27 protein-coding genes and 1 riboswitch are annotated in these 26,566 nt (G+C 74.6%); of the genes, 13 read left to right on the forward strand and 14 right to left on the reverse strand.

Annotated elements, in window-relative coordinates; genetic code table 11:
- Positions 1–7: 7 nt before the first annotated feature.
- Together AC230_RS13785 and AC230_RS13790 are read left to right on the forward strand one after the other, a co-directional pair.
- Positions 8–313, forward strand: a complete 306-nt coding sequence (locus AC230_RS13785) for a hypothetical protein (protein ID WP_198535517.1) — start codon at positions 8–10, stop codon at positions 311–313.
- 20 nt (positions 314–333) lie between these two features.
- Complete coding sequence (locus AC230_RS13790; RefSeq protein WP_049716478.1) at positions 334–579, forward strand: DUF6255 family natural product biosynthesis protein; 246 nt, start codon at positions 334–336, stop codon at positions 577–579.
- A gap of 23 nt (positions 580–602) precedes the next feature.
- Here AC230_RS13790 and AC230_RS13795 read toward each other — a convergent pair whose 3' ends face one another.
- The 5 genes from AC230_RS13795 to AC230_RS13815 form a co-directional block, all read right to left on the reverse strand.
- Entirely contained in the window at positions 603–1,424 is an 822-nt protein-coding gene (locus tag AC230_RS13795) for a class II fructose-bisphosphate aldolase (protein WP_049716479.1), read from the reverse strand.
- 29 nt (positions 1,425–1,453) lie between these two features.
- Positions 1,454–2,374: a 1-phosphofructokinase family hexose kinase gene (locus AC230_RS13800; protein WP_049716480.1), complete on the reverse strand. Its 921-nt coding sequence runs from the start codon at positions 2,372–2,374 to the stop codon at positions 1,454–1,456.
- A 129-nt stretch (positions 2,375–2,503) separates the two neighbouring features.
- Positions 2,504–3,658, reverse strand: a complete 1,155-nt coding sequence (gene nagA, locus AC230_RS13805; protein ID WP_107082153.1) for an N-acetylglucosamine-6-phosphate deacetylase — start codon at positions 3,656–3,658, stop codon at positions 2,504–2,506.
- A 5-nt stretch (positions 3,659–3,663) separates the two neighbouring features.
- Positions 3,664–4,674, reverse strand: a complete 1,011-nt coding sequence (locus AC230_RS13810; protein ID WP_049716482.1) for an ROK family protein — start codon at positions 4,672–4,674, stop codon at positions 3,664–3,666.
- Between the two features lie 103 nt (positions 4,675–4,777).
- Positions 4,778–5,680: an SIS domain-containing protein gene (locus AC230_RS13815; protein ID WP_049716483.1), complete on the reverse strand. Its 903-nt coding sequence runs from the start codon at positions 5,678–5,680 to the stop codon at positions 4,778–4,780.
- A gap of 233 nt (positions 5,681–5,913) precedes the next feature.
- On the opposite strand from AC230_RS13815, the gene AC230_RS13820 reads away from it, so the two are divergent.
- The 3 genes from AC230_RS13820 to otsB all read left to right on the forward strand — a co-directional run bounded on the left by AC230_RS13820 (position 5,914) and on the right by otsB (position 8,399).
- Entirely contained in the window at positions 5,914–7,203 is a 1,290-nt protein-coding gene (locus AC230_RS13820; protein ID WP_078871228.1) for an extracellular solute-binding protein, read from the forward strand.
- A 21-nt stretch (positions 7,204–7,224) separates the two neighbouring features.
- Positions 7,225–7,452 carry a DUF3263 domain-containing protein gene (locus AC230_RS13825; protein WP_049716485.1) on the forward strand — a complete coding sequence of 76 codons (228 nt, stop codon included), beginning with the start codon at positions 7,225–7,227 and terminating at the stop codon, positions 7,450–7,452.
- Positions 7,453–7,541: 89 nt separating this feature from the next.
- Positions 7,542–8,399 carry a trehalose-phosphatase gene (gene otsB, locus AC230_RS13830; RefSeq protein WP_049716486.1) on the forward strand — a complete coding sequence of 286 codons (858 nt, stop codon included), beginning with the start codon at positions 7,542–7,544 and terminating at the stop codon, positions 8,397–8,399.
- A 52-nt stretch (positions 8,400–8,451) separates the two neighbouring features.
- Here otsB and AC230_RS13835 read toward each other — a convergent pair whose 3' ends face one another.
- From AC230_RS13835 to AC230_RS13845, 3 genes are all read right to left on the reverse strand, one after another.
- A complete protein-coding gene (locus AC230_RS13835) occupies positions 8,452–9,192 on the reverse strand; it encodes a hypothetical protein (RefSeq protein WP_049716487.1) in 741 nt (246 codons plus the stop codon).
- A 68-nt stretch (positions 9,193–9,260) separates the two neighbouring features.
- Entirely contained in the window at positions 9,261–10,751 is a 1,491-nt protein-coding gene (locus AC230_RS13840) for an alpha,alpha-trehalose-phosphate synthase (UDP-forming) (protein WP_049716488.1), read from the reverse strand.
- Between the two features lie 63 nt (positions 10,752–10,814).
- Positions 10,815–11,762, reverse strand: a complete 948-nt coding sequence (locus AC230_RS13845; RefSeq protein WP_049716489.1) for a glucosyl-3-phosphoglycerate synthase — start codon at positions 11,760–11,762, stop codon at positions 10,815–10,817.
- Positions 11,763–11,938: 176 nt separating this feature from the next.
- Positions 11,939–12,125, forward strand: a riboswitch (SAM riboswitch).
- 17 nt (positions 12,126–12,142) lie between these two features.
- On the opposite strand from AC230_RS13845, the gene thrC reads away from it, so the two are divergent.
- From thrC to groL, 4 genes are all read left to right on the forward strand, one after another.
- On the forward strand, positions 12,143–13,423 hold the full coding sequence (thrC, locus tag AC230_RS13850; RefSeq protein WP_049716490.1) for a threonine synthase: 1,281 nt from the start codon (positions 12,143–12,145) through the stop codon (positions 13,421–13,423).
- Positions 13,424–14,170: 747 nt separating this feature from the next.
- Positions 14,171–14,446 (forward strand): MoaD/ThiS family protein, encoded by a 276-nt coding sequence (locus AC230_RS13855; protein ID WP_049716491.1) that lies wholly within the window; start codon positions 14,171–14,173, stop codon positions 14,444–14,446.
- A 444-nt stretch (positions 14,447–14,890) separates the two neighbouring features.
- Positions 14,891–15,094: a cold-shock protein gene (locus AC230_RS13860; protein WP_004986573.1), complete on the forward strand. Its 204-nt coding sequence runs from the start codon at positions 14,891–14,893 to the stop codon at positions 15,092–15,094.
- A 308-nt stretch (positions 15,095–15,402) separates the two neighbouring features.
- Complete coding sequence (groL, locus tag AC230_RS13865; protein ID WP_049716492.1) at positions 15,403–17,025, forward strand: chaperonin GroEL; 1,623 nt, start codon at positions 15,403–15,405, stop codon at positions 17,023–17,025.
- A gap of 20 nt (positions 17,026–17,045) precedes the next feature.
- Here the strand turns inward: groL and AC230_RS13870 are convergent, their stop codons facing one another.
- From AC230_RS13870 to AC230_RS13880, 3 genes are all read right to left on the reverse strand, one after another.
- Complete coding sequence (locus tag AC230_RS13870; protein ID WP_078871230.1) at positions 17,046–18,446, reverse strand: PTS transporter subunit EIIC; 1,401 nt, start codon at positions 18,444–18,446, stop codon at positions 17,046–17,048.
- Between the two features lie 77 nt (positions 18,447–18,523).
- Positions 18,524–19,501, reverse strand: a complete 978-nt coding sequence (murQ, locus tag AC230_RS13875) for an N-acetylmuramic acid 6-phosphate etherase (protein ID WP_049716493.1) — start codon at positions 19,499–19,501, stop codon at positions 18,524–18,526.
- Positions 19,498–20,454 carry a MurR/RpiR family transcriptional regulator gene (locus tag AC230_RS13880; RefSeq protein WP_078871231.1) on the reverse strand — a complete coding sequence of 319 codons (957 nt, stop codon included), beginning with the start codon at positions 20,452–20,454 and terminating at the stop codon, positions 19,498–19,500. Before AC230_RS13880 ends, murQ begins: the two co-directional genes overlap by 4 nt.
- A 63-nt stretch (positions 20,455–20,517) precedes the next feature.
- Here AC230_RS13880 and AC230_RS13885 point away from each other — a divergent pair, with 63 nt between their 5' ends.
- Positions 20,518–20,880: a hypothetical protein gene (locus AC230_RS13885; RefSeq protein ID WP_198535518.1), complete on the forward strand. Its 363-nt coding sequence runs from the start codon at positions 20,518–20,520 to the stop codon at positions 20,878–20,880.
- The gene (locus tag AC230_RS13890) at positions 20,877–21,143 is read left to right on the forward strand and encodes a DUF4031 domain-containing protein (RefSeq protein ID WP_049716496.1); all 267 of its coding nucleotides are present in this window, start codon (positions 20,877–20,879) and stop codon (positions 21,141–21,143) included. The genes AC230_RS13885 and AC230_RS13890 overlap by 4 nt, the downstream gene beginning before the upstream one ends.
- A gap of 99 nt (positions 21,144–21,242) precedes the next feature.
- On the opposite strand, the gene AC230_RS13895 is transcribed toward AC230_RS13890, so the two are convergent.
- Positions 21,243–21,878, reverse strand: coding sequence for an HD domain-containing protein (locus AC230_RS13895; protein ID WP_049716980.1), 636 nt, complete (start codon positions 21,876–21,878; stop codon positions 21,243–21,245).
- A gap of 55 nt (positions 21,879–21,933) precedes the next feature.
- On the opposite strand from AC230_RS13895, the gene AC230_RS13900 reads away from it, so the two are divergent.
- A complete protein-coding gene (locus tag AC230_RS13900) occupies positions 21,934–22,626 on the forward strand; it encodes a copper homeostasis protein CutC (RefSeq protein ID WP_049716981.1) in 693 nt (230 codons plus the stop codon).
- A gap of 67 nt (positions 22,627–22,693) precedes the next feature.
- Here AC230_RS13900 and AC230_RS13905 read toward each other — a convergent pair whose 3' ends face one another.
- Positions 22,694–23,890, reverse strand: a complete 1,197-nt coding sequence (locus tag AC230_RS13905) for an MFS transporter (protein ID WP_078871232.1) — start codon at positions 23,888–23,890, stop codon at positions 22,694–22,696.
- A gap of 93 nt (positions 23,891–23,983) precedes the next feature.
- Here AC230_RS13905 and AC230_RS13910 point away from each other — a divergent pair, with 93 nt between their 5' ends.
- A complete protein-coding gene (locus AC230_RS13910; RefSeq protein ID WP_198535519.1) occupies positions 23,984–24,328 on the forward strand; it encodes an ArsR/SmtB family transcription factor in 345 nt (114 codons plus the stop codon).
- Here the strand turns inward: AC230_RS13910 and AC230_RS13915 are convergent.
- Positions 24,325–26,355 carry a HelD family protein gene (locus tag AC230_RS13915; protein ID WP_049716497.1) on the reverse strand — a complete coding sequence of 677 codons (2,031 nt, stop codon included), beginning with the start codon at positions 26,353–26,355 and terminating at the stop codon, positions 24,325–24,327. The genes AC230_RS13910 and AC230_RS13915 overlap by 4 nt on opposite strands.
- Positions 26,356–26,566: the final 211 nt, after the last annotated feature.

Here is a 26,566-nt window from a genome sequence, read left to right on the forward strand (position 1 = left end):
AGTGGACGTGCGCGACGGAGACCTCGTACAGGTCGTGGACGCCGTCGATGACCTCGTACGGGTGCGTGCGTTGAGCCGCGGTGACACTTGGGGCGTACCGCCCGGCGTCCTGCGTCTGGCGACGCGGGAGGAGCGTCAAGCCGCCGGGCTGCGCCCGTACCAGACCGGCTGCGACGAGTGCGCCGCGTTCGAAGCGGCCAGGAGGACCGCCGCCGAGGGCGGCGACGTCCAGCGGTCGCGGAACGCAACCGCCGCCGCGTACACGCACTGGATCGTGGCGCACTCCGCGTCCGCGCCGAGGAGGGGCAACTGATGCGAGCTGTAGGACGCTTGATGCAGCACTGCACGCACCGCTCCGGCTGGGAGCAGGGCGACGGCGAGATCCGCTGTCGCGACTGCGGCGCGCGCCGCTTCACGGGCTACGCCGCGCTGCGTACGCCGGAACTCCCGGTCGCGGCCGGCCCGCCGCCCCGCGACCCCGGCCGGGCCGACCGCACGGCCGCCGCCATCATCGCGCTCGGGCCGCACAACCTCAGCCGCTGGGGTACCAGTACGCGTACATGGCGCCTGGCCGTCTGAACGGTGTTGCGGCGGCTGCGTCGTCAGCCGATCACCCGCAGGAACCGCTCCACCGCCCCCGCCATCGCCTCCCGCGCCGGGCCCAGGTAGCGGCGCGGGTCCACCGTCGACGGGTGGGCCTCCAGGAAGGCGCGGATCGCGCCCGTGTAGGCCTTGTTGAGGGCCGTGCCCACGTTCACCTTGGTGATGCCTGAGGTGATCGCGCGGCGGAGTTCGTCGTCCGGGACGCCTGAGGAGCCGTGGAGGACGAGGGGGACGGGGACGGTGGCGCGGAGGGTGGCGATCAGGGGGTGGTCGAGGGTGGCTGTGCGGGTGGTCATGGCGTGGGTGGTGCCGACGGCCACGGCGAGGGCGTCGACGCCCGTGTCGGCTACGAAGGCGGCGGCCTCTGCTGGGTCGGTGCGGACGCCCGGCGTGTGGGCGTCGCCCGGTTTGCCGCCGACGCGGCCGAGTTCGGCCTCCAGCCAGAGGCCGCGGGTGTGGGCCCAACGGGCGGCCTGCGCCGTGGCCTTGACGTTGTCCGCGTAGGGGAGTTTCGACGCGTCGTACATCACGGACGAGAAGTCGTGGGCGGCCGCGGCGTGGAGGAGGGCCGTGGACTCGACGTGGTCCAGGTGGAGGGCCAGGGGGACGGAGGAGGCGCGGGCCACGGCTGCGGCGGCCGAGGCGATGGGGGGCAGAGAGCCGTGGAACGTCACGGCGTTCTCGGAGAGTTGGAGGATCGCGGGGCAGCCCGCCGCTTCCGCGCCCGCGGCGATCGCCTCCGCGTGCTCCACGGTGATGACGTTGAAGGCGGCGACGGGCGCGCCGGCCGCCAGCAGGTCGGCGGTGCGGGTCAGGGGCACGGGTGCTCAACTCCTCGTCCGGGAACGGCTTATGCCGGGACCGCCTTCACCAGCGGCAGCGCCGCCTCGTACGCCGTCTCGTCGTACTCGCCGGCGGCCGCCGCGCGGACGGTCGCGGCGGAGAGGGCCACCGCGCGGGCCAGGCGCTCGGGCCAGGGGAGGCCCTCCAGCCAGGCGGAGAGGAGGCCGGCGGTGGCGGAGTCGCCGGCTCCGGTGGGGTTGCCCTTGAGGCGGGAGGGCGGGGCGGCGCGCCAGGTGCCGTCGGGGGTGACGGCGAGCATGCCGTCGGGGCCGAGGGTCGCGGCGACGGCGTGGGCGCCGCGGCGGCGGGCGTCGAGGGCGGCGCGCAGCGGCTCCGTCGAGCCGGTGAGGGTGGCGAGTTCGACGGCGTTCGGGGTGACGACGTCGGGGCGGGCGGCGATGCCGCGGCGCAACGGTTCGCCGTCGGTGTCGAGGAGGACGGGGATGCGGCGGGCGCGTGCCTGCCGGACCAGGTGGGCGTACGCGCCGACCGGCACGCCGGGCGGGAGGCTGCCGCACAGGGCCACCGCGCCGGCGCCGTCGAGGAGTTGGGTGTAGCGGTTGGTGAAGGCGGACCACTCGGCGGCGGTGATCTGCGGGCCCGCCTCGTTGAGCTGGGTGGTGTCGCCGGTGGCGGCGTCGACGACGGCGACCGTGCGGCGGGTGGGGCCGGTGACGGGGACGAGGGCGTCCGTCACGGCGGGGGCGGTGTCCGCGAGGAGGCGGCGCAGCGTCTCGCCGGTGGGGCCGCCGACGAAGCCGGTGACGGTGGCGGCGTGGCCGAGCCGGGCGAGGACGCGGGCGACGTTGAGGCCCTTGCCGCCCGGCCGTTCGACGGCCTCGGTGACGCGGTGGGTGGTGTGCGGGCGCAGCCGCGGCACCCGGTAGGTGAGGTCGAGCGCGGCGTTGAGCGTGACCGTGAGGATCATCGGCGACCTCCCTCGGACCGGGCGCCGGCATGGTGGCGCGGCGACACGATTGCGGGAGCGATCATGCCAAACCAGCAGCGGCAGGCCCAGCCCCCGGACCTGCCGCTGTGGGGACAACCGGGGGGTGAACTACCGCACTTCGGGGCGAACCAGCCATTCGCCCTTGCGCATCACGCCGACGAGCCCGAAGGAGCCGTCGAGGACGACGAGGTCGGCGTCCTTGCCCTCGTCGAGGGAGCCGACGCGGTCGTCGACGCCCAGGAGCCGCGCCGGGGTGGCCGAGAGGGCGCGGACGGCGTCCTCGACGGGCAGCCGGTCGATGGTGACGGCGCGGCGGAAGGCGGTGTCCAGGGTGAGGGTGGAGCCGGCGATCGAGCCGGCGGTCGGGCCGTCGGCGATGCGCGCGACCGCGTCCTTGACCTCGACGCGCATCGGGCCGAGCGCGTACATGCCGTCGCTCATGCCGGCCGCGCCCATCGCGTCGGTGATGAACGCGACCCGGTCCGCGCCGGCGCGGGCGAACGCCAGCTCCAGGACGGACGGGTGGAGGTGCGTGCCGTCGTTGATCAGCTCGACGGTGACGCGGTCGTCCTCCAGTAGGGCGGCGATGGGGCCGGGGGCGCGGTGCAGTAGCGGGGGCATCGCGTTGAAGAGGTGCGTGGCGACGGTGGCGCCCGCGTCGATGGCGTCGAGGGTCGCCTCGTACGTCGAGTCCGTGTGGCCGACGGCCGCGACGACGCCGTGGTCGGCGAGGAGGCGGACGGAGTCGAGGCCGCCGGGGAGCTCGGGCGCGAGCGTCATCATGCGGGCGGTGCCGTGCGCGGCGTCGACGAGCTTGCGGACGTCGGACGGGTCCGGGTCGCGCAGCAGGCCGGGCTGGTGGGCGCCGCAGCGGTGCGGGGAGATGAACGGGCCCTCGAAGTGGACGCCGGCCAGGTCGCCCTGCTGGGTCAGCTCGGCGAGGACGGCGGCCTGCCGGGCGAGGTCGTCGAGGTCGCCGGTGACGGTCGAGGCGACCATGGTGGTGGTGCCGTGCGCGCGGTGGGCGCGGATCGCGGTGAGGGCCTCCTCCGGGTCGCCGGAGGAGAAGGAGGCGCCGCCGCCGCCGTGGACGTGCATGTCCACGAAGCCGGGGACGATCCAGTGGCCGGTCAGGTCCCACGTGGGCGGTTCCCCGGCGGCGTCCGCGACGATGCGGCCGCCCTCGACGGTGAGCCGGCCGTTCTCCACGACGCCGGTCGGCAGGACGACGCGCGCGCCGTCGAGAACCGTTCGTTCGACCATGGCCATCAGGCGGATACCTCCGTGGATTCCGTGCCGGGCGTGCGGGGCGTCGTCGTACCGGGTGCCCCGGCGAGCAGGTCCCGGGCGAGCAGGCCCGCGCCCAGGCATCCGGCGGTGTCCCCGAGGGCCGCCGGGACGATGTGGGGGAGCTTCTGGAAGGTGACGCGCTCGGCGACCGCCGCGCGCAGCGGGCGGAACAGGGTCTCGCCGGCTTCGGCGAGGCCGCCGCCGACGATCAGCGTACGGGGGTCGAGCAGCGTCAGGCCGGTGACGAGGCCGTCGGCGAGGGCGTCGATCGCGTCCTGCCAGACGCGGGCGGCGCGGGGGTCGCCCGCCTCGACGGCGCGGGCGCAGTCGGCGGCGTCGGCGGCGGGGTCGCCGGAGGCCGCGGCCCAGGCGCGTCCGATCGCGGACGCGGAGGCGAGCGTCTCCAGGCAGCCGCGGGCGCCGCAGCCGCAGGGCGGGGCGTCGGGGCCGCGGCGGACGGCGATGTGGCCGATCTCGCCGGCGGCGCCGTTGGCGCCCTCCTCGACGCGGCCGCCGATGCCGATCGCGCCCGCGATGCCGGTGCCGATCGGCACGAAGAGGAAGCGGTCGGCGCCCCGGCCGGCGCCGACGCGGCCCTCGGCGAGGCCGGCGGTGCGGGCGTCGTGGCCGAGGGCGGCCGGGATGCCGTGGAGCCTGCGGCTCAGCAGGTCGCGGAGCGGGACGTCGCGCCAGCCGAGGTTGGCGGCGTAGACGGCGGTGCCGGCGCGGGTGTCGACGATGCCGGGGACGGCGGCGCCGGCGGCGGCCGGCGGCTCGCCGAACTCCTTCTCGCCGAGCGCGTACAGCTCGGCCGCGAGCGCGAGGACGCCGTCGACGACGGCCTCCGGGCCGCGCTCCCGGCCGGTCGGCCGCCGCGTCTCGTGCAGCAGCGCGACGCCGCCCCCGGCGCCGCCCTCGCCGTCGGTGCCGCCGACGAGGGCGGCCTTGATTCCGGTGCCGCCCACGTCGAGGGCGATGACATGTTTCACGGGAGGTAGTGTCGCGCGTGGGACCGGGAGAGGTCTAGTCCACTGGGGGCGGGGCGCGGCGCGGGCCGCCCCGGTCCGCCGGCGCGGCCGCCGTGCGCGCCGCTCAGGGCGCCAGGATCACGCTGCGCGTGAGGCCGCGCGGGTGGTCGGGGTCGCAGCCCCGCCGCTCCGCGAGGGCGACGGCGAGGCGCTGGGCGCGGACCAGTTCGGTGAGGGGTGCGCGGCCCTCGACGAAGGTGGCGCCGGTGCCGGCGACGGTGGAGGAGAGGCCGTTCGGGGCCACACCGAAGGACCAGACCACGCGGCGCGGCCCGGCGATCGCCACGGGACCGTGGCGGTACTCCATGGACGGGTACGCCTCCGTCCACGCCCCCGCCGCCTCCCGCAGCTTGAGCGCCGCCTCGCGGGCCACCGCGTACCCCCACCCGCGGCCCAGGAACGTCCACTGCTCGGCCTCCAGCAGCTCCGCCGGCAGGGCTTCCGCGAGGGCGGCCTCCGCCGCGTCGGCCGCCGCCGCGACCGCGGCCGCGCCGCCGGGCAGGGCCGCCCGCAGCAGCGCCAGGGCCGTCGTCGCGAAGCGCGTCTGGACGACGGACTCCTCGTCCGCCCAGTCCAGGACGGCCACGGCCTCCGCCGCGCGGGTCACCGGGGTACCGGGGGACGCGGTGACCGCGAGGCGCGGCGTGCTGGTGCCCAGGGCCGCGAGGAGGCCGAGGACCTCCGTCGTCGTCCCGGAGCGGGTGATCGCCACGACGCGGTCGTAGGGGCGCCGCCGCGCGGGGAACTCGGACGCCGGGAACGCGTCCGTGTCGCCCTCGCCGGCCGCCTCCCGCAGCGCGGCGTACGCCTGCGCCATGTACCAGGAGGTGCCGCAGCCGGTGACGGCGACTCTCTCGCCGGGGCGCGGGAGACCCTCGACCGACGGGGCGGCCTCGGCGGCCCGGCGCCAGCAGGCGGGCTGGGCGGAGAGTTCGGAAGCGGTGCGGGACGCGCGGGACACTGCCATGACCTGGGCTCCTCCATGAATCCGGCGGTTGGTCCGTGGCCGTCGGCACGGACATGAGCGTGGATATCAGCCCACCGGCCGGGAGCGGAAGGGTGAGGCCGGAGCGAGCGCCCGTTCGAAGAGCCCTTAAGGTGGCGCGGAAGAAGCCGGTCTTCAGCGGTCGTCTTCGGCGCAAAGAACGATCAGCGAAGAATGATCAGCAAAGAACGATCAACCACAAGGGTGGATGGCAAGTGCAGCGGCGGCGGTTCTTGGGTCTCTCTGCGGCGGGTGCCGCCACGGTGGCGATGGCGCCCGCGCTCACGGCGTGCGGCAGCGGCGGCCCCGGCGGCAAGACGCTGACGGTGGTCGCGGCCGAGTACGGCGACGGCAAGCCGGAGAACAGCTCCCAGAAGTACTGGGAGTCGGTGGCCCGTACCTTCATGGGCGACCACAGCGGCGTCAAGGTCGAGGTCCAGGTCTACAGCTGGACCGAGGTCGACAAGAAGGTCGCCGACATGGTCGCGGCCGGCAAGGCGCCGGACATCGCGCAGATCGGCGCGTACGCCGACTTCGCCGCGGCCGGCAAGCTGATCAGCGCCGACCAGCTCCTCTCCGTGCCCACCCAGGCAGACTTCCTCTTCTCGATCGCCAAGGCGGGCGAGGTGCACCGGATGCAGTACGGGCTGCCGTTCGTCTCCTCCACCCGGCTGCTCTTCTACAACAAGGCGCTCTTCGAGAAGGCCGGGGTCGTCAAGGCCCCCGAGAGCTGGGCCGAGCTCCAGGCCGCCGCGACCAAGCTGAAGGTCGCCAGGGTGAAGATCCCCTTCGGTCTGCCGCTGGGCCCCGAGGAGGCGCCGGCCGAGACGATGCTGTGGATGCTGGGCAACGGCGGTGGCTACACCGACAAGAACGGCAACTACACCATCAGCGGCTCCAAGAACGTCGAGGCCTTCGAGTGGCTCCGCGACGAACTCGTCGGCAAGGGGCTCACCGGCCCCGGCAACCCCGCCCGCACCAACCGCCAGGAGCTCTTCGACGCGTTCGCCCGCGGCGAGGTCGGCATGCTGCACGGCCACCCGTCCCTGATGCAGCAGGCCGAGGCCAAGGACGTGAAGTACGGGATGGCGCCGCTGCCGGGCCGCCACGGCCGGGCCGCCTCCACGATGGGCGTCGCCGACTGGGTCATGGCCTTCAAGCAGACCGGCCACAAGAAGGAGGTCGGCCAGTTCCTCGACTTCCTCTACAGCACGCAGACCGTCCTCGACTTCACGAGCAAGTACGACCTGCTGCCGGTGACCCAGTCCGCCTCCGACAAGATGATGAAGGACGACGACGCGTCGGCGCGGCGCAAGAAGCTCATCCCGTTCCTGGAGCAGCTCAAGAACGCCGAGTTCTACCCCGCCGACAAGACCTCCTGGGCGAAGGTCAGCAAGACGATCAAGGAGAAGATCGGCGGGACGGTGCAGAAGGGCGCCGACGTGCAGGGGATCCTCGACGAGATCCAGCGGGAGGCGGACTCCACGGACGGGGTCTCGCGCTAGGCGGCGTCCTAGGGTTGCGGCATGGCAGAACTTTCCGAGCGGGACCGGGCCGTCCTGGCCCTGGAACGGGAGTCGTGGGCCGGGCCCGGTGCCAAGGAGCGGGCCGTCCGCGAGCGGCTCGGCATCACCCCGACCCGCTACTACCAGCTGCTCAACGCGCTCCTGGACGATCCGAGGGCCCTGGAGCACGATCCCGTGACGGTCAACCGGCTGCGGCGGCTGCGGGAGGCGCGGCGGGCGCGGCGCTGAGCGGCCGGTGCCGGGTGCGTTCGCGCTGATCGGTCCGCGCCGAGCGGGCGGCGCGTTGGGGTGCGCCGGGGGTGGGTAGGGTCGCTGCCATGGGCAGCCATACGCTTCCGGAACCCGTGACCGCCGCCGGGCGCGAGGGACTCGCCGCGCTCCTCGCCCGGCCCGGGCGGGCCGTCGTCGCCCTCGACTTCGACGGCACGCTCGCCGAGATCGTGCCCGACCCCGAGCGGGCCCGCGCCCACCCCGGCGCCGTCCCGGCGCTCGCCCGCCTCGCCCCGCGGCTCGCCTCCGTCGCGGTGATCACGGGACGGCCGGCGGGGGTCGCGGTGCGCTACGGCGGGTTCGCGGGGGTGGCCGGGCTGGAGCGGCTGGTCGTGCTCGGGCACTACGGCGCGGAGCGCTGGGACGCGGTGTCGGGGGTCGTGCGGTCGCCCGCGCCGCACCCCGGGATCGCGGCCGTCCTGGCCGAGTTGCCCGGCGTCCTCGACAAGTCCGGCGCCTGGCCGGGCACGTGGGTGGAGACCGCGCCCATCGAGAACAAGGGCGGCCGGGCGGTGGCCGTCCACACCCGGCGCGCGCCCTCCCCGCAGGCCGCCTTCCGCGCCCTCCGGGAGCCCCTCGCCGAACTCGCCGCCCGTCACGGGCTGATCGTCGAGCCGGGCCGGCTCGTCCTGGAGCTCCGCCCGCCGGGCGTGGACAAGGGCGTCGCCCTCGCGGAGTACGTGCGGGAGGCCGGGGCGGAGTGCGTGCTGTACGCCGGGGACGACCTGGGGGACCTGGCGGCGTTCGGAGCGGTGGAGGGGTTGCGGGAGGAAGGGGTGCGGGGGGTGCTGGTGTGCAGTGGGAGCGCGGAGGTCGGTGAGCTGGCTGCCCGGGCGGACGTGGTGGTGGACGGGCCGGCGGGTGTGGTGGGGCTGTTGGAGGCGTTGGGGGATGCAGTCGGGTGACTCGGCCGGGTGACCGCCGGGGGACCGACGCCCCGGCCGGCGGTCCCGGGCGTCAGTCCCCGTCCGCGTCCGCCGCTTCCTGCCGGCGGGTGCCGGACTTCGCGTCGTCCGGGACGCCGACCGCCGACAGCGCCGTCGTCCAGTCGTGGGCGATGGCCCGCTGGACGGCGGTCAGCTCCGCCTTGCCGGAGCAGACGGCGTTCTTGAGCTTGGTCTCGACGACGTCCTTCGGGTTGTTGGGCCCCGCCCCGTCCCGGTGCCCGGGCGACGGCGGCTCGACCCAGAGGTTGCGCGGGTCGTTGGGGTCGCCGCCGAGCTGGAGGCTGATGAGGTGGTCGTACTCGGCGTCGCGCAGCGACTTCTTGTAGCCGTAGGACTCGGCGTTGGCCGTCTTCTCCCGGTTGGTGATGCTCACCGGCGGCCGGATGCCCTTCGTGTAGCCGGAGCGGCAGATCGTCGTCTTCAGCGTGGCCTGCGTGACCTTCGGATTCGTCGCCCCCGGCGTGCACTTGGGGTCGGGCAGCGGCTGTTTGTCCTTCGTGTAGCGGTAGGTGCACGTCCCGGCGGCCGGCTGCTTCTGCACCGTGTACGCGGGCTGGGGGCCGGGCCCGACGGGGACGGGGCCCCCGCCGCCGGCGGAGGGCGAAGTGGCCGACGGCGACGGCGCGTTCGAGGCGGCCGCCCTCGACTCGGGCTTGGCGTCGTCCGAGCCGGAGGAGCAGCCGGACGTCGTCGCGGCGAACAGCGCGGCCGAGGCCGCCGTCAGGGCGATCCATCGCGGGGTGGTGGACATGAGCCCATCAATACCCAGCGCCACCCGCCGTTCAGCCGGGGAGCGGATGCGCGACGGAGCGCGTCAACTCACCGCGTACGCCCCGCAGTTGCTTCTTCCAGCGCGTCGAGCTGGTCGAGGAACCAGCGCGCCGGCGGCAGCGCCGTCGCCGCCGCGGCCAGCCGCTCGGTGCGCTCCGCGCGCTGCACCGGGTCCATCAGCAGCGCCTCGTGCAGCGCCCGCGCGGTCGCCACCACGTCGTACGGGTTGACCAGGAGCGCGTCCTCGCCCAGCTCCGCCGCCGCGCCCGCCTCCCGGGAGAGCACCAGGGCGCAGCCGTGGTCGGAGACCACCGGGACCTCCTTGGCGACCAGGTTCATGCCGTCCCGGATGGGGTTGACCAGCGCCACGTCCGCCATCCGGTACGCCGCCAGCGAGCGCGCGAAGTCGTCCTTGACGTGCAGCGCGACCGGCGTCCAGTCGGCCGTCCCCCAGGCCGCGTTGATCTCGCCGGCCAGGCGCTCCACCTCGGCGGTGTAGTCGCGGTAGACGGCGAGGTCCTGCCGCGAGGGGTAGGCGAAGGCGATGTGGACGACCTTGCCGCGCCACTGCGGGTGCTCCTCCAGGAGCGCGGCGAAGGCGTGCAGGCCGCGCACGATGTTCTTGGACAGCTCGGTGCGGTCCACCCGGACGATCGTCCGCCGGTCCGGCCCGACCTGCCGCCGCAGCGCCGCCATCCGCTCCTCGACGTCCGGCCGGTGCGCGCGCTCGCGCAGGAAGGCGCCGTCCGCGCCCAGGCCGTGGACGCCGAGCGCCGTCGTCCGCCCCTCGGAGCGCACGGCGAGGCGGTCGCCGGAGCGCAGCACCTCCGCGCCGAGCACGTCGGCGCAGCAGGCGGCGAACGCCTCGGCCCAGCGGCGGGTGAGGAACGCCGCCCGGTCGCCGCCGAGGACGCCGCGCAGCACCTGGGCGGCGATGTCGTCCGGCAGCATCCGGTAGTAGTCCGGCGGCGCCCAGGGCGTGTGGGAGAAGTGGCCGATGCGCAGGTCGGGGCGGCGGTCGCGGAGCAGCGCGGGGACGAGCGTGAGGTGGTAGTCCTGGACGAGGACGGCGGCGCCCTCGGCCGCCTCCTCGGCGAGCGCGTCCGCGAAGGCCGCGTTGTACGTCTCGTACGCCGCCCACTGCTCGCGGAAGCCGGCGTCGAAGGCGGGCTCCAGGGGGGTCTGGTAGAGCAGGTGGTGGATGAACCAGAGCACCGAGTTGGCCACGCCGTTGTAGGCGGTGGCGAAGGTCTCGGCCGGGATGTCGAGCATCCGTACGCGCTGCCCGCCGGTGTCGGCGGGGTCGAGTCTGCGGCCGGCGCGGCGGGCAGCGAGCCGGTCGCCCTCGCCGAGCGCGGCGCACACCCAGACGGCACCGGCCTCCGGGCCGATCGCGCTGAGCCCCGAGACCAGCCCGCCGCCGCCGCGGCCGGCCGTGAGGCCGCCGTCCTCGGCGAGCCGGTAGCTGACCGGCCCCCGGTTGGAGGCCACGACGATCGGGGCGGCATGAGGGGTGGTGTGCACGTGCTCAGCGACCATGACGCCAGCCTTGCCCCGCCGCCAACCGCTCAAACGTACGCCCCCGCCCTCCCCCGGGGCCGCCTAGGCCGCGCGGCGCTCCGCGTACTCGGGTATCCCGGCCATCGGCGGCCGCTCCTCCGTGTCCACCGGGTACGTGCGCGGCACGAAGCCCTCCGCCGCGCGCTCGAACTGCACCAGCTCCGGGCGCACCAGCGGCCCGCGCCCCAGCCGCAGCTGCGCGGTGCGGTAGATGGCGGCGGCCATGCGGCCCAGTGCCCGGCCGTCCTGGTGCCGGTGCTTGCGCACGCCCACGTCCACCTGGGCCAGCGCGTCCAGGCCCACCGTGTGCAGCGCGTCCACCAGCAGCCCCAGCTCCACCCCGTAGCCCACCGGGAACGGCAGCCGCTCCAGCAGCGAGCGCCGCGCCGCGTACTCCCCGCCCAGCGGCTGGACGAAGCCCGCCAGCGGCGGCCAGTGCAGATTGAGCAGCGGGCGGGCCACCAGCTCGGTCACCCGGCCGCCCTGGCCCTCCAGCTCGCCCAGCGGACGGTCGTACATCGCCTTGACGAAGGCGACGTCCGGGTCGGTGAGCAGCGGGCCGACGATCCCCGAGACGAACGCGGCCGAGAAGTCGCGCAGGTCGGCGTCCACGAAGCACACGATGTCGCCGCTCGTCACCAGCAGCGACCGCCACAGCACCTCGCCCTTGCCGGGCACGGCGGGCAGCCGCGGCAGCACCGCGTCCCGGTGCTCGACCCGGGCCCCCGCCGCCCGGGCCGCCCGTGCCGTGCCGTCCGCGGAACCGGAGTCGAGCACCACCAGCTCGTCCACCAGGGGCACGTCCGCGGTCATCAGCTCGCGCCGGATCGTGGCCACGATGTCCCCGACGGTGGCCTCCTCGTTCAGGGCGGGCAGCACCACGCTCACGGTGCTCCCCGTCTCGCGCTTGGCGGCGAGCAGCCGGTCGAGCGGACGGTCTGCGGCGGACCAGGACCGCCGGGCCAGCCAGCGCTCCACCTCTTCCAGCACGTGTACGACTCCTCGTTGACTCAGGCACGTTGTGTGACGCATCTCGCTGTGCGGACGGCCCTCTCACGGGCCCGCACCTTCCGATACAGTCTTGAACAACGCGCGGCCCGCCCGTATGTCGGGGTCCGCGTGTGCCACAAACGCCCGGCCGCCGACACCGCCGACCGGTGCCACACCGCTCATCCAGAGGGGCAGAGGGACACGGCCCGATGAAGCCCCGGCAACCCTCCAGCCGGTCTCGCCCACCCGTCGTCCGGCCACCACCCGTGGTGGCCCGGCGGGCGGAAGTTCCACAGCGAGGCTCCCGGCGGGGAAGGTGCCAATTCCGTCTCGTGGCGAGGTTCGCCACGAGGAAGATGAGGAGAAAGGGCCTCGCCTCCATGGCTGTGCAAGCCGTCGAACGCGCTGTTTCCGCCGACCGTCCCTTCGGACCCGCCGTCGCTCTCTCCTGCCGCGAGTGCGGCGAGCGCTTCGCGCTCGGACCCGTCTTCGCCTGCACCTCCTGCTTCGGTCCGCTGGAGGTCGCCTACGAGCTGCCGGCCGGCGACCCGGAGGGGCTGCGGCGCCGCATCGAGTCCGGGCCGGCGAACCTCTGGCGCTACGCCCCGCTGCTGCCCGTCCCCGCCGGCGTCGCCGCCGAACCGAATCTGGAACCCGGCTTCACCCGTCTCGTCCGCGCCGACCGGCTCGCCCGCGAACTCGGCGTCACCGGCGGCCTGTTCGTCAAGGACGACTCCGGGAACCCCACCCACTCCTTCAAGGACCGCGTCGTCGCCGTCGCCGTCGAGGCGGCGCGCGCCTTCGGCTTCACGACCCTCTCCTGCTCCTCGACGGGCAACCTGGCCGGCGCGGTCGGCGCCGCGGCGGCGCGGGCGGGGCTGCGCTCCTGCGTCTTCATCCCGCACGACCTGGAGGCGGGCAAGGTCGTGATGGCCGCGGTCTACGGCGGCGACCTGGTCGGCATCGAGGGCACCTACGACGACGTCAACCGCTTCTGCTCCGAGCTGATCGGCGATCCGGCGGGGGAGGGCTGGGGCTTCGTCAACGTCAACCTGCGCCCCTACTACGGGGAGGGCTCCAAGACCCTCGCCTACGAGATCTGCGAGCAGCTGGGGTGGCGGCTGCCGGACCAGCTCGTGGTGCCGGTCGCGTCCGGGTCGCAGCTCACGAAGATCGACAAGGGGTTGCGGGAGCTGGTGGCGCTGGGGCTGGTGGAGGACCGGCCGTACCGGATCTTCGGGGCCCAGGCGGCGGGGTGCGCGCCGGTGGCGCGGGCCTTCAAGGACGGGCACGACGTCGTCCGGCCCGTCCGGCCGGACACCATCGCCAAGTCCCTGGCCATCGGCAACCCCGCCGACGGGCCGTACGTCCTCGACATCGCCCGGCGCACGGGCGGGGCGGTCGAGGACGTGACGGACGAGGAGGTCGTGGACGGGATCCGGCTGCTCGCCCGTACGGAGGGGATCTTCGCGGAGACGGCGGGCGGGGTGACGGTCGGCGTCACCCGCAAGCTGCTCGAACTCGGGCTGCTGGATCCCTCCTTGACCACCGTGGTCCTCAACACCGGGGACGGTCTCAAGACGCTCGACGCGGTCTCGGCCGGGCCGCGGGCCGTGATCCGGCCGAGCGTGGCGGCGTTCCGCGCGGCGGGCCTGGGGTAGGGGGCCCGGTTTCCTCTCCCCGCCCCGCCCTTTCCCCGTCTCCGCAGGGGCTCCGCCCCTGGCGCCACCCCGGCCCGCGCTCCGCGCGGCGGCGGGGGCTCCGCCCCCTGCACCCCGGGCGGGGCTCCGCCCCTGCACCCCGCTGGGGGAGTCTCTGGACCGAGGGTGGGGCTTCGCCCGCCGCTGCGCCGCCGGGGGCTTCGCCCTCGGGGTTCCGGGTGGGCTTCGCCCTTGCACCCGCTGGGGTTCGCCTTGGACCCCGGGTGCGGGGCGGCTTGTACCCCCTGGGGCTTCCCCCTGGAACCTGGGCGGGCTTCGCCCCTGCATCGCTGGGGGCTCGGCCCCCTTGGACTCCGGGCGGGCTTCGCCCCTGCACCCACTGGGGGCTTCGCCCCCTGGACCTGGGCGGGGCTTCGCCTCCGCACCCGGGCGGAGCCCCGCCCCTGCACCGGCCAGGTCCCTGCACCGACCAGGGGCCTCCGCCCCGGCACCCTCGGTCGCGGCTCCTCGCCTCGTCCTCGAGGCTCCCCGGAGGGGATCCGCAGAGCGGGGTGCCGGCCCGTCCTGCGCCGCGGGGGGCGGGGGCGACGCAGCGGCCACGTTGCCCCCGCGCGGAGCGCGGCAAGAAACGGTGAAAGGGCGGGGCGGGGGCACTTCTTCGCCGGTAGGCGCACCGGCGCCCAGGCCGCACCGTCCCCACCGAATCCATCCACTCAACAACAACAACGACAGAGAGCGAGGCACTCCATGAGCGTCACCGTCCGCATCCCCACCATCCTCCGCACCTACACCGCCGGCCGGGCCGAGGTCGTCGCCGAGGGCGGGACTCTCGCCGACGTGATCGCGGACCTGGAGAAGAACCACCCGGGCATCGGGGCCCGCGTCCTCGACGAGGCGGGCAAGCTGCGCCGCTTCGTGAACGTCTACGTCAACGACGACGACGTCCGCTTCGAGGGCGGCCTGGCCGCACCCACCCCCGACGGCGCGGGAGTGTCGATCATCCCGGCCGTCGCGGGTGGCTGAGCGCGGCCCACGCGCCCCCCAACTCCCCCAACCCCCTTTTCGCAACAAGCCTGTACAAACCGCGGAGCACCCCGTCCCAGAAGCGGACGGGGTCATTCCGTCTGTTGAACCGCGATACAGTTGGGGCGTTCCCCCTCCGGTGTCAGAGCCGAACGCATATGAGAACCCGTCAATTTGCACCGGAAATACGTGCGCGAATTGTCGGGAAGGTGCGGTCTGTCCGGCCCGACTTGCCCTGGAACCACCCCAGTTCGCCGGATATCACCGATCGGCGCCGCCGGGATTTCTCGTCCGTCTGACCTGTTGCAGACGGCATCCGTGCAGATACATTCAGCCGCGGTCGACGCGTTCCGGCGCACACCTCTGGGTGTCACAAGGGGTGAGGTCTGACCCGGGTCCGCGAAGTGCGGTCCTGTGCAAGGGCCAGTAATAGGGGAGTTAGGCATGGCTCAGGGCACCGTCAAGTGGTTCAACGCGGAGAAGGGGTACGGCTTCATCGCGGTCGACGGTGGTGCGGATGTTTTCGTCCACTACAGCGCGATCCAGATGGACGGCTACCGCACCCTGGAGGAGGGGCAGCGAGTCGAGTTCGAGATCTCGCAGGGCCAGAAGGGACCGCAGGCAGACATGGTGAGGGTGACCGCCTGACCGCGGCGCATCGACCACCGGATCCTCAGCTTGCCGAAGGGCCCGCACCCCGCAGGTGCGGGCCCTTCGCACACCCGGGGACGCCCCTCCCGCACGGGCGGTTCCGCCGAGGCGGCCTTGCACTCTCCAGTGTCGAGTGCTAATCATTGGCTTAGCACTCTCCGAGTGAGAGTGACAGACTTGTGGACCGTCGGTGAGGTCCGCGGGCCCGGCGGGGCAAGGAACCGCCGAGCGCGCAGGCCGTCCGTCGCGGGCGCCAGCGCGGTCCGAGGAGCAATCCACCGTCCCGTCTGGGAGGACCACTTCACATGGCCAAGATCATCGCGTTCGACGAGGAGGCACGGCGCGGTCTCGAGCGCGGGATGAACCAGCTCGCCGACGCCGTCAAGGTCACCCTCGGCCCCAAGGGCCGCAACGTCGTCCTCGAGAAGAAGTGGGGCGCCCCCACGATCACCAACGATGGTGTGTCCATCGCCAAGGAGATCGAGCTGGAGGACCCGTACGAGAAGATCGGCGCCGAGCTGGTCAAGGAGGTCGCGAAGAAGACGGACGACGTCGCCGGTGACGGCACGACGACCGCGACCGTCCTCGCCCAGGCGCTGGTCCGCGAGGGTCTGCGCAACGTCGCCGCGGGTGCCAACCCGATGGCCCTGAAGCGCGGCATCGAGAAGGCCGTCGAGGCCGTCTCCGGCGCGCTGCTCGACCAGGCCAAGGAGGTCGAGACCAAGGAGCAGATCGCCTCCACCGCCTCCATCTCCGCCGCCGACACCCAGATCGGCGAGCTGATCGCCGAGGCCATGGACAAGGTCGGCAAGGAAGGCGTCATCACCGTCGAGGAGTCCCAGACCTTCGGTCTGGAGCTGGAGCTCACCGAGGGTATGCGCTTCGACAAGGGCTACATCTCGGCCTACTTCGCCACCGACATGGAGCGTATGGAGGCCTCCCTCGAGGACCCGTACATCCTGATCGTCAACTCGAAGGTCTCCTCGGTCAAGGACCTGCTCCCGCTGCTGGAGAAGGTCATGCAGTCGGGCAAGCCGCTGCTGATCATCGCCGAGGACGTCGAGGGCGAGGCCCTGTCGACCCTGGTGGTCAACAAGATCCGCGGCACCTTCAAGTCCGTCGCCGTCAAGGCCCCGGGCTTCGGCGACCGCCGCAAGGCCATGCTCGGCGACATCGCCATCCTCACCGGCGGCACGGTCATCTCCGAGGAGGTCGGCCTCAAGCTGGAGAACGCCGGTCTCGACCTGCTCGGCCGCGCCCGCAAGGTCGTCATCACCAAGGACGAGACCACCATCGTCGACGGTGCCGGCGACAGCGACCAGGTCCAGGGCCGCGTCAACCAGATCCGCGCCGAGATCGAGAACAGCGACTCGGACTACGACCGCGAGAAGCTCCAGGAGCGCCTCGCGAAGCTGGCCGGCGGCGTGGCCGTCATCAAGGCCGGTGCCGCGACCGAGGTCGAGCTCAAGGAGCGCAAGCACCGCATCGAGGACGCCGTCCGCAACGCCAAGGCGGCCGTCGAGGAGGGCATCGTCGCCGGCGGTGGCGTGGCCCTGCTCCAGGCCTCCCAGGTCTTCGAGAAGCTGGAGCTCGAGGGCGACGAGGCCACCGGTGCCAACGCCGTCAAGCTGGCCCTGGAGGCCCCGCTGAAGCAGATCGCCGTCAACGGTGGTCTCGAGGGCGGCGTCGTCGTGGAGAAGGTCCGCAACCTGACCGTCGGCCACGGCCTCAACGCCGCGACCGGCGAGTACGTGGACATGATCGCCGAGGGCATCATCGACCCGGCCAAGGTCACCCGCTCCGCCCTGCAGAACGCCGCCTCCATCGCGGCCCTGTTCCTCACCACCGAGGCCGTCATCGCCGACAAGCCGGAGAAGGCCGCCGCGGCCGCTCCGGGCGGCATGCCCGGCGGTGAGATGGACTTCTGAGCCGGGCGTCCACCGCCGGCTCACCGGTCCTGAACCGAGCCGAGGGCGGCATCCCCGTTGTCACGGGGGTGCCGCCCTCGGGCGTTTTCCGCCGGAAACCCGAAGAGGTACGTGACGGCGAAGCCGGCCGCGTACCCCGCCGCGAGGCCCGCGCCGTAGCCGGCCGCCGCCCGCAGCGGCCCGTGTTCCCCGCTGAGCAGCGGGAACAGGGCCCAGCCCGAGGGGCCGATGGCGGTGGCGCCGATCGCCCCGCCGAGCTGTTCGAGCAGCCCCAGGAGGCCGCCGCCGACCGCGCCGCCGACGCAGGCCGTCACGAACGGGCGGCCCAGCGGCAGCGACACCCCGTAGATCAACGGCTCGCCGATGCCCAGCAGACCCGCCGGGAGCGCCGAGCGGACCGTCCGGCGGACGGCCGCGTCCCGGCCCACCCGTACGTACACCGCCAGCGCCGCGCCGACCTGGCCCGCGCCGGCCGTCGCCAGCAGGGGCAGGAGGACGGTGGAGCCCTGCTCGGTGATCAGGGTGGTGTGCACCGGGATCAGGGCCTGGTGCAGGCCCAGCATGACCAGCGGCAGGAACAGCCCGCCGAGCACCAGTCCGGCGGCCGCGCCGCCCTCGGCCGGCAGCCGGTCCGCGAACCGCCCGACGGCGGCGGCCACTTCGCCCGCCGGCCACATCAGCCCGTAGAGCGCGACCAGCCCCGCGAGCAGGATCGTGACCGTTGGGACGAGGAGGACGCCGACCGCCTCGGGGACGAGGCGCCGGCACGCCTTCTCCGCGTACACGGCGACCAGCGCCGCGGCGAGGGCGCCGAGCACACCGCCCTGCCCGGGTCTCAACTGCCCCGTCACCGTGTGCACCTGGGTCACCCCGGGCCAGACCGTGACCGCGGCCGCCGCGCCGCCGAGGACGGGGGTTCCGCCGAACTCCTTCGCCGTGTTGTACCCGACGAACACCGCGATCAGCGCCATGAAGCCGGCCGCCGTGGCGGTGAACGCCGTGGTGAGCGCGGGCAGTTGGCGCAGGTTGGCGAGCAGGCCCGCAAGTCCGGCGATGACGCCGCAGCCGGTCAGGGCGGGGATGAGGGGGACGAAGATCTGGGCGACGCGGCGCAGGGCGAGCTTGCCGGGGGTGGCGTTGCGGGCCTTCCGCCCGGCGCGGAGCGCGTCCGCCCGGCGGAGCTCTTCGAGGTCGGCCGCGACCCGGGCGACGGCCCCCGGCCCGAGGACGACCTGACAGGTGTCGCCGTCGACGACCAGTCCGAGGACGCCGGGGAGGGCGCGGACGCCGGGGGCGCGGAGGGCGGTGGGGTCGTGGAGGGCGATGCGGAGGCGGGTCATGCAGGTGGTGGCGGAGGCGATGTTGGAGGGACCGCCGAGGAGGGGGAGGAGGGCGGTGGCGAGGTGGTCGGTGGGTGCCATGGGGTTTTTCCTTTCCCCGCTCCGCCCCTTCCCGTAACCGGGAGCCGCCCCGGACCCCGCGGCGCGGCCGCGCCGCCTCAGTCCCCGGACCCCCCGGAGGGCCCACTCCCCGGGCGGGCCGGATCCCGCGCCGCCTCCAGCGCGGTGCGCAGATGGCCGTCCGCCTCCGTCAGCAGCCGTCCCGCCGTCGCTCCGTCCACCCCGCTCAGCAGCACCAGGATCGCGGTCTTCACCTCGCCGCCCGCCTCCTCCAGCGCCGCCTCCACCTCCGCGTCCCCGGCCCCCGTCGCCTGGGCGACGATCCGCCGGGCGCGGGCGCGCAGCTTGTCGTTGGAGGCGCGCAGGTCGACCATCAGGTTTCCGTAGGTCTTGCCGAGGCGGATCATCGTGATGGTCGAGATCATGTTGAGGACGAGCTTCTGGGCGGTGCCGGCCTTCAACCGGGTGGAACCGGTGATCAGTTCGGGGCCCACGACCACCTCGATCGCGTGCTCCGCCGCCGCCCCCAGCGCCGACCCCGCGTTGCACGACAGCCCGACCGTCAGCGCCCCGGCCCGCCGCGCGTGCGCGACGGCCCCCACCGCGTACGGCGTGCGCCCGGACGCGGAGACGCCGACGACCGTGTCGTGCGCCGTGAGGCCGAGGGCGGTGAGGTCGGCGGCCGCCGCGTCCGCCCGGTCCTCCGCCCCCTCGACCGCGGTGACCAGCGCCTCGGGGCCGCCCGCGACGAGCCCGACCACCTGCCCCGGGGCGGTGGCGAAGGTCGGCGGGCACTCGCTCGCGTCCAGCACGCCGAGCCGGCCGGCCGTGCCGGCGCCCGCGTAGACCAGCCGGCCGCCGCGGGCCATCCGCCCGGCGACGGCGTCGATCGCGGCGGCGATCCGGGGGAGCTGCCCGGCGACGGCCCCGGCGACCGTCGCGTCGTCGGCGTTCATCAGGCGGGCGATGGCGAGGGTCGGGAGCCGGTCGAGGTCCGCGAGTTCGGGGCGGAACGCCTCGGTGGTCAGCGTCGCGAGGTGGGCGCGGAGGGCCGCGAAGGCGGCGGTGGACGTCATCGGTGATCCTCTGCCGGGTCGTGCGGGCCGTGGCGGTGGGCGAGCGCCTCGTAGGAGGCGGACAGGGCGGGGGCGGCGCGGTCGTACGTCCGCTGCGCCACGCCGACGAACAGGCAGTCCACGACGAGGAGCTGGCTCGTCCGGCTGGACATCGCCGCCGGGCGCAGCTCGCTCTCCCGCGCGGAGGCCGTGGTCAGGACGTGGTCGGCGTACTGCCCTATCCCGCCGTCCGGCCGGCCGGTGACCGCGATCGTGGTGGCGCCGCGGTCGAAGGCGACGCGCAGCGGTTCGATGACGTCCGTCGTGGCGCCGGAGTGGCTGATGGCGAGGGCCACGTCGCCGGAGCGGAGCTGGACGGCGGTGGTGACGGCCAGGTGGGGGTCGGCGGGGGCGTGCGCGATGAGCCCGATCCGCAGCAGCTTCTGGACGAGGTCCTGGCCGACGAGGTGGGAGGCGCCGACGCCGTAGACGTCGATGCGGCGGGCCGCCGCGAGCGCGGCCACGGCCGCCTCCAGGGCCGTGGTGTCGAGGGCGGCGGCCGTGTCGGCCAGGCAGCGCGCCTCCTCGTGCGCGAGCTTGGCGACGACCTGCGCCAGCGGGTCGTCCACCGTGATGTCCGGGGTGACGGCCGGGGCCCGGCCGGCCGCCTGCTCGGCGGCGAGCGCGGCGAGGGCGAGGCGCAGGTGGCGGTAGCCCGGGTAGCCCAGGACGCGGGCGGTGCGCACGACGGTGGCCTCGCTCGTGCCGGTGTGCTCGGCGAGGGCCGTGACGGTGAGCGCGGCGGCGCCGGCCGGGTCGCCCACCAGGGCCTCCGCGACGCGCTGCATGGAGCGCGTCATGGACGGGGCGAGCGTGCGGACCTTGGCCGCGAGGGCGGCCGGGGGCGGGAGCACGGGGGGCCGCCGCGGCGGGCGGAGCGGAGCTTCGGCGCTTTCCTTCGGATCGCGGCTCACACCGTGAAAGGTATTTTCGGCCCCGTGTGCCGTCAACCTCCGTGGTCCCGGACAATGGAGCACATGGAGCTCGAACAAGCACTGCACGCGGCCCGGGCGCTCGTCCTCGCCGACCTGACCGCCGGGCGCGTGGCCGAGCCGGACGTCGTCTCGCTGGTCGAGGACGCGGTGGCGGCGCGGCGGTGGTGGGTCGAGCAGTGGCCGGAGGGCGTCGGCTTCGTGGCCGGGCTCATCGCCCAGGACGTCCAGGACGCGCTGCTGGAACGGCACGGCCGCTGGCCGCTCTGCCCCGTCTGCGTCGACTCCGGTGATCCGCATGCGCTGGAGGTCGAACCCGAGCTGGGGCCCGACCCGCACTGGGCCTGCACCAAGCAGGCGGTGCTGGTGGCGCCGGTGGGGCAACTGGGGTCGGCGCTGGGCGCGTGACCCTCTACATCGACCCGCCGATGTGGCCCGGCCACGGGCGGATGTGGTCGCACCTGGTGAGCGATGTGAGCTTCGAGGAGCTGCACGCGTTCGCCGCGCGGATGGGCCTGCCGGGGCGGGCGTTCGACGGTGACCACTACGACGTGGCCGAGGGGGCGTACGGGGAGGCGGTGCGGTTGGGGGCGGTGGAGGTGAGCAGCCGGGAGGTGGTGCGGCTGCTGTGGGGGGCGGGGTTGCGGAGGCGCAAGCGGCGCCGTTCGTAAGGGTGTTGCTCCCCGACCCGTCTCCGGTCCGTCTCCGCCGTGTCCCCGCCGTGGCCCCGGGGCGTCACCGCCGTGGCTCCGCCTCCCTCCGCTCCGTCCTCACGTCGTCAGCAGGGACAGCTCCGTCGTGAGGTTGTGGCGCGCCGTGCGCTCCCAGCGCTCGTGGCCCAGCGGGGTGCGGAACAGCCGTGGCAGGGCGAGCAGTTGGCGCAGCACCTCCGCCCGGCCCGCGCGGAATGTCTCGTTCGGCACGAAGCCGTACTCCTGGCGCACCTCCGCCGCGTACGCCGCGTACGCCTCCGGCGGTCCGCCGAGGACGGCGAGGTCCGCGTCGCACAGCACCTCGCCGTTGCGGTCGCCGGGCGGCGGGTCGTGGTCGATCGTCACCAGGACGAGCCGGGCGACCTCCGCCGTACGGGCGGCGGGGGCGCCGAGTTCGGTGAGGGCGCGCGTCGCCAGGCGCGCGCTGCGCTCCTCGTTGGTGGAGCGCTCGGGGAGGTAGACCGCGTCGTGGAACCAGGCGGCGAGGCGGACGGCCACCGGGTCCTCGGCGTGGCCGGCCAGTTCGTCCACCCGGTCGAGGACGGCGGTCAGATGGGCGACCGTGTGGTAGCGGCGCTGCGGTTCGGACCAGCGCTTGAGGAGTTCGTCGGCGTACGGGCCGGGGTCCGGTGCGTCCGTGTCCCGGGCCGCGCGGACCGTCCGTGTCCAGCGCTCCTGGAGGGTGAGGGCCATGAGGTCATTGTGGGCCACGCTTCCTCGGCGGGGACGGGTGTGGCACCCTGGTTACATGTCTAGACCAATTCTCGAGGTAATCGCGCTCGGCCCGGAGGACGCGGCGGCGGCACAGGCCGGAGGGGCGGACCGGCTGGAACTGGTCAGCGACATGGCCGCGGACGGGCTGACCCCGGCGGTCGAGACGTTCGCCCGCGTGCGGGCGGCCTGCGACCTGCCCGTCCGCGTGATGCTGCGGGCCTCCAACGACTTCTCCGCCGGCGGCGCGGCCGGCATCGACGCGCTGTGCGCGACGGCCGAGGCGCTGCGCGCGGAGGGCGCGTCCGAGTACGTCCTCGGCTTCCTCGACGAGGACGGACGGGCGGACGTCGCGGCCGTGGCGGCGGTCGTGGCGGTGCTCGGGGCGGACGCGCGGTGGACGTTCCACCGGGCGATCGACCGGGCGGCGGACCGGGACGCGGTGCGGGAGCAGCTGGCGGGGCAGCCGGGGCTGGACACGTATCTGACGGCCGGTTCGGCGTCGGGGGTCGAGGACGGGTTGGGGACGCTGGTGGCGGAGGCGGGACGGAGGGTTTCCGGGCCGCGGATTCTGGTGGGGGGTGGTCTGGCTCTCCAGCACGTGCCCGTGCTGTTGGCCGCCGGGATCGACGGCTTCCATATCGGGAGTGCGGCGCGGCCGGGGGGCTGGGAGGCGGCGGTGGACGCGGGGGCGGTGGGGGTGTGGCGGCAGGCGCTGGACGGCGCCTAGGGAGACGCCCCAGCCCCTCCCCCAGAGGGGGGTGCCCCCCTCTGGGGGAGGGGCTGGGGCAAACCCCCTACACGCGCGCCCCCGCCCGCGCGCCCTTGCGCGCTACCGTTCGCCCGGCGCGGGCCGGACCCGTCGTGGCGGTGGCCGCGGAGATCGCCCAGGCGACGAGCGCGAGACCCGCCGAGACGGCGGGGAACCAGCGGTCGCCGAGCAGGGCCATGGCGCCGCTCCCCACACCCCCCGCCGACGCGACCCCGAGGTAGAGGGCGCTGCTGTTGAGCGAGATGAGCAGCGGCGCGTTCGGCGGGTCGATGGACGCCATCCGGTGCGGGAGCGCGACGCTCACGGCCCAGCCCGTCAGCGGGCAGGCGGCGGCGTAGACGAGGGCTCCGGGCAGGCTGCGGGAGAGCCAGGGGAGCGCGGCCAGCACCAGCCCGGTGAGGGCGCTGCCCGCGAGGAGGACCGTCCGCACCCCCAGGCGGTCCACCAGCCGTCCGCCCAGCCAGCTGCCGGCGACCGACGCGACGCCGGTGACGAGGAGCACGAGGCTGAGGCGGCCCTGGTCGCCGCCGGTGGCGGGGCGGAGGGCCGTCGCGAGGTAGATGTAGACGGAGTTGAGGGCGAGGAAGAAGACGAGGGTCGTGGCGAAGCCGGCCACCACCCGGCGGTCGCGCAGCGGCGCGAGCCGGTCCCGCAGGCCGGGCGCCCCGGCCGCCGGCGCGGGCAGCCCGCGCATCAGCAGGGCGAGGCCCGCGAACGCGGCGACGCCGAGGGCCACGACGAGCCACATCGTCCAGCGCCAGTCCGCGCGCCCGAGGTAGGCGCCGAGCGGGACGCCGAGGGCCGTGGCCACGGTCATGCCGCCGAGGACGGTGGCGAGGGCCCGTCCGCGCCGCTCCGGCGGGACGAGGCCGGTGGCGACGGCGGAGGCGGTGGGGGTGTAGAGCGCGGCGCCGGCCGCGGCGAGGACCCGGGTGGCGAGGAGGGTGCCGTAGTCGGGGGCGAGCGCGCTGAGCGCGTTGGCGGCGGTGAAGAGCCCCATCGCGGTGAGGAGCAGCCGCCGCCGGTCCCAGCGCGCGGTCGCCGTGGCCAGGACGGGCGCGAGCAGCGCGTAGGCGAGGGCGAAGACGGAGACCAGCTGGCCGGCCGCCGGGACGGGGACGTCGAGGTCGGCGGCGATGCCGTCGAGGATCCCGGCCATGACCATGGAGTCGGTGCCGACGGCGAACGTACCGAGGGCGAGCAGGAGCAGACGCGGACGCACGGGTGCCCTTCGAGGGTGAGAGGTAGGGTTGGACGCACGTCAAACAATAGGGATTGTTGGGCGATCGTCAAACAGTTCCGGAAGGGAGGGTCTGTGGGTGACGGGCGGGAAGAGCTGCTGCCGCAGCCGGACATCCAGGACATCCAGCTGGAAAAGGTGCTCCAGGCCCTCGGCGACCCGGTCCGCCTGAAGCTGCTGGCCATCTACGCCCGCGAGGGCGAGCAGTGCGACTGCGACCCGCGCCGCTTCGGCCTGCAGCACCTGCACAAGTCGACGGTCTCGCACCACATGAAGGTGCTCCGCGACGCGGGCGTCACCTCGACCAAGGTGGTCGGGCGCAACCGCCATGTCCGGCTGCGCCGCGAGGAGTTGGACGAGCGCTTCCCCGGCCTCGTGGACGTCCTGCTGGCCTCCCTGGACGCCCAGGCCGGCGTTTAGGCCGACGCCTGGGCCAGCTCGCGGGGCAGCGGCTCCGCGTGCAGCACCGTCAGCCCCGACACCGCACGCGTCAGCGCCACGTACAGCCGCCGCAGCCCCGTCCGTCCGTCCGGTTCGCCCGCGACGATCGCGGCGGGCTCGTCGAGCACGACGTGGTCGTACTCCAGGCCCTTCGCCAGCGACGCCGGCACCAGCGTCAGCCGCGCCGCCGCCGACGTCTCCTCCCCGGGGGCGAGGTGCGCCAGCCCCGCCTCCGCCAGCGCCTCCGCGAGCGCCGGGATCCGCGCGTCCGCCGCGATCAGGCCGACCGAGCCCTCGCGCGCCAGCACCGCCCGGCACGCCGCGACCACCGCCGCGTCCAACTCCCCGAGCCCGACCGGGCGTACGGCGAAGTCGCCCGCCGCCTCGCGCACCGACGTCGCCTCCGCCAGCCCCGGCGCGATCGCCGGCAGCAGCCGCGACGCGTACGCGATCACCTCGCGCGGCACGCGGAAGCCCTGCGTCAGCTCCTCGACGGCCGCGTCCGGCTTGCCCAGGTGCGCCAGCGCCTCCCGCCAGCCCGGTGTCGCCCAGGGCGTCGTGCCCTGCGCGATGTCGCCCAGCACCGTCGCCGAACCCGTCGCGCAGCGGCGGCCCACCGCCCGGTACTGCATGGGCGACAGGTCCTGCGCCTCGTCCAGCACCACGTGGCCGAGCGACGGCGTCCGCGTCACCAGGTCCTTCGCCTCGTCGATCAACACCGCGTCCGCGGCGGACCACTTGGCGGACTTCGGGCCGCGCGCCGGCTTCGCCCACAGGATCGTCCGCTGCTCCTCCGCCGACAGCACGCCCTCCGCGTGCTCCGCCAGGAACGCCGCGTCCGACAGCAGCCGCAGCACCAGCTTCACCGGATCGACCGCCGGCCACACCGCCCGGACCGCCGCCTTCACGGCGGGCGTCCGCGCCACCGCGTCCTGCACCCGGTCGTCCGGCGCCTCGCCCGCCTCCTCCATCCGGACGAGCACGGCGTGTGCGATCCGCTGCGGCAGGGCCTCGCGGGCGGCGCCGTAGCGGATGTCGCGGGCCAGCAACTCGCGGACGATCTCCTCCAGTTCGTACGCCGGGACCCGCCAGCGCCGCGAGCCGCGCACCACGACCACCGGCTCCACCGGCATCGTCACCCCCGAGCGCACCGCCCGCCGCAGCACCTCGGCCATCCGGGCGTCGCCCTTGATCCGGGCCGCGTCGGGGGAGTCCGTGCCGCGCACCTCCACGTGCGCCACCAGGTCGTCCACCGTCGCCTGCGCCACGTTCAACTCGCCGAGCGCGGGCAGCACCTGCTCGATGTAGCGCAGGAAGGACGCGTTCGGGCCGATGACCAGCGTGCCCGTGCGGGCGAGCCGCTCGCGGTGCGCGTACAGCAGGTACGCCACGCGGTGCAGGCCGACCGCCGTCTTCCCGGTGCCGGGCGCCCCCTGGACGCAGACCGTGCCGCCGATGCCGGCGCGGACGATCTCGTCCTGCTCGGGCTGGATCGTCGCCACGATGTCGCGCATGGGGCCCACGCGCGGCCGCTCGATCTCCGCCTGGAGCAGCCTGCTCGACCGCGCGCCGGCCGAGGCGTCGGTCAGGTCCTCGTCCTCGTACGCGGTCAACTCCCCGCCGGTGTAACCGAACCGGCGCCGGCGCCGGACGTCCATCGGCTCCTTCGCCGAGGCCCGGTAGAACGGCTGCGACACCGGCGCGCGCCAGTCGACGACCATCGGGTCGCCGTCGGCGTCGTGCACGTGGCGCCGCCCGATGTGGAAGGTGGTCCCCGCGGCGTGGGTCTCGTAGTCCAGCCGTCCGAAGAACAGCGGTGTGTCCGCGAGGTCCGCGAGCGCGGTGATGCGCTCCTCCATCTGCCGTTCCAGCACCCGGGCGTTGACCCAGTTGGCGGCGACGTCCTTGATGTCGAGCGCCTCGACGTCGGCCCGCATCGCGCGCAGCGCGGCGCGGGAGGCGGCGAGGTGGGAGCGTTCGAGGGCGAGCGGGTCGTGCGCGGACACGGCGAGGCCTCCCGGTGGTGGTCACGAGTGGTGGGCGGCCGCCGGTTTCCGACCGGACGGCGGCGCTCCCATGACGCGCGGCGGGAGGCGGAAGCTCGCGATTCTAGCCAGGGGGCGTGGCACGGCGCGAATGGTTTTCCGCGCCCCCCGGGGCGGCTCTCAGGGCCGTGGTCCGTCTCCCGTAGGGGGCGGGATGATCCTTGAGTCGTAC

It is taken from the genome of Streptomyces caatingaensis (assembly GCF_001187435.1).
Classification (GTDB): domain Bacteria; phylum Actinomycetota; class Actinomycetes; order Streptomycetales; family Streptomycetaceae; genus Streptomyces; species Streptomyces caatingaensis.

Excerpts from the sequence above, each read along its gene's own strand:
- AC230_RS13835 (WP_049716487.1), bottom strand. The coding sequence starts at position 9,192 with ATGTCCACCACCCCGCGATGGATCGCCCTGACGGCGGCCTCGGCCGCG.
- AC230_RS13855 (WP_049716491.1), top strand. The coding sequence starts at position 14,171 with ATGAGCGTCACCGTCCGCATCCCCACCATCCTCCGCACCTACACCGCC.
- thrC (WP_049716490.1), top strand. The coding sequence starts at position 12,143 with ATGGCTGTGCAAGCCGTCGAACGCGCTGTTTCCGCCGACCGTCCCTTC.
- nagA (WP_107082153.1), bottom strand. The coding sequence starts at position 3,658 with ATGGTCGAACGAACGGTTCTCGACGGCGCGCGCGTCGTCCTGCCGACC.
- AC230_RS13790 (WP_049716478.1), top strand. The coding sequence starts at position 334 with ATGCAGCACTGCACGCACCGCTCCGGCTGGGAGCAGGGCGACGGCGAG.
- AC230_RS13860 (WP_004986573.1), top strand. The coding sequence starts at position 14,891 with ATGGCTCAGGGCACCGTCAAGTGGTTCAACGCGGAGAAGGGGTACGGC.
- AC230_RS13825 (WP_049716485.1), top strand. The coding sequence starts at position 7,225 with ATGGCAGAACTTTCCGAGCGGGACCGGGCCGTCCTGGCCCTGGAACGG.
- AC230_RS13800 (WP_049716480.1), bottom strand. The coding sequence starts at position 2,374 with ATGATCCTCACGGTCACGCTCAACGCCGCGCTCGACCTCACCTACCGG.
- AC230_RS13815 (WP_049716483.1), bottom strand. The coding sequence starts at position 5,680 with ATGGCAGTGTCCCGCGCGTCCCGCACCGCTTCCGAACTCTCCGCCCAG.
- AC230_RS13900 (WP_049716981.1), top strand. The coding sequence starts at position 21,934 with ATGTCTAGACCAATTCTCGAGGTAATCGCGCTCGGCCCGGAGGACGCG.
- groL (WP_049716492.1), top strand. The coding sequence starts at position 15,403 with ATGGCCAAGATCATCGCGTTCGACGAGGAGGCACGGCGCGGTCTCGAG.
- AC230_RS13895 (WP_049716980.1), bottom strand. The coding sequence starts at position 21,878 with ATGGCCCTCACCCTCCAGGAGCGCTGGACACGGACGGTCCGCGCGGCC.
- murQ (WP_049716493.1), bottom strand. The coding sequence starts at position 19,501 with ATGACGTCCACCGCCGCCTTCGCGGCCCTCCGCGCCCACCTCGCGACG.
- AC230_RS13840 (WP_049716488.1), bottom strand. The coding sequence starts at position 10,751 with ATGGTCGCTGAGCACGTGCACACCACCCCTCATGCCGCCCCGATCGTC.
- AC230_RS13870 (WP_078871230.1), bottom strand. The coding sequence starts at position 18,446 with ATGGCACCCACCGACCACCTCGCCACCGCCCTCCTCCCCCTCCTCGGC.
- otsB (WP_049716486.1), top strand. The coding sequence starts at position 7,542 with ATGGGCAGCCATACGCTTCCGGAACCCGTGACCGCCGCCGGGCGCGAG.
- AC230_RS13885 (WP_198535518.1), top strand. The coding sequence starts at position 20,518 with ATGGAGCTCGAACAAGCACTGCACGCGGCCCGGGCGCTCGTCCTCGCC.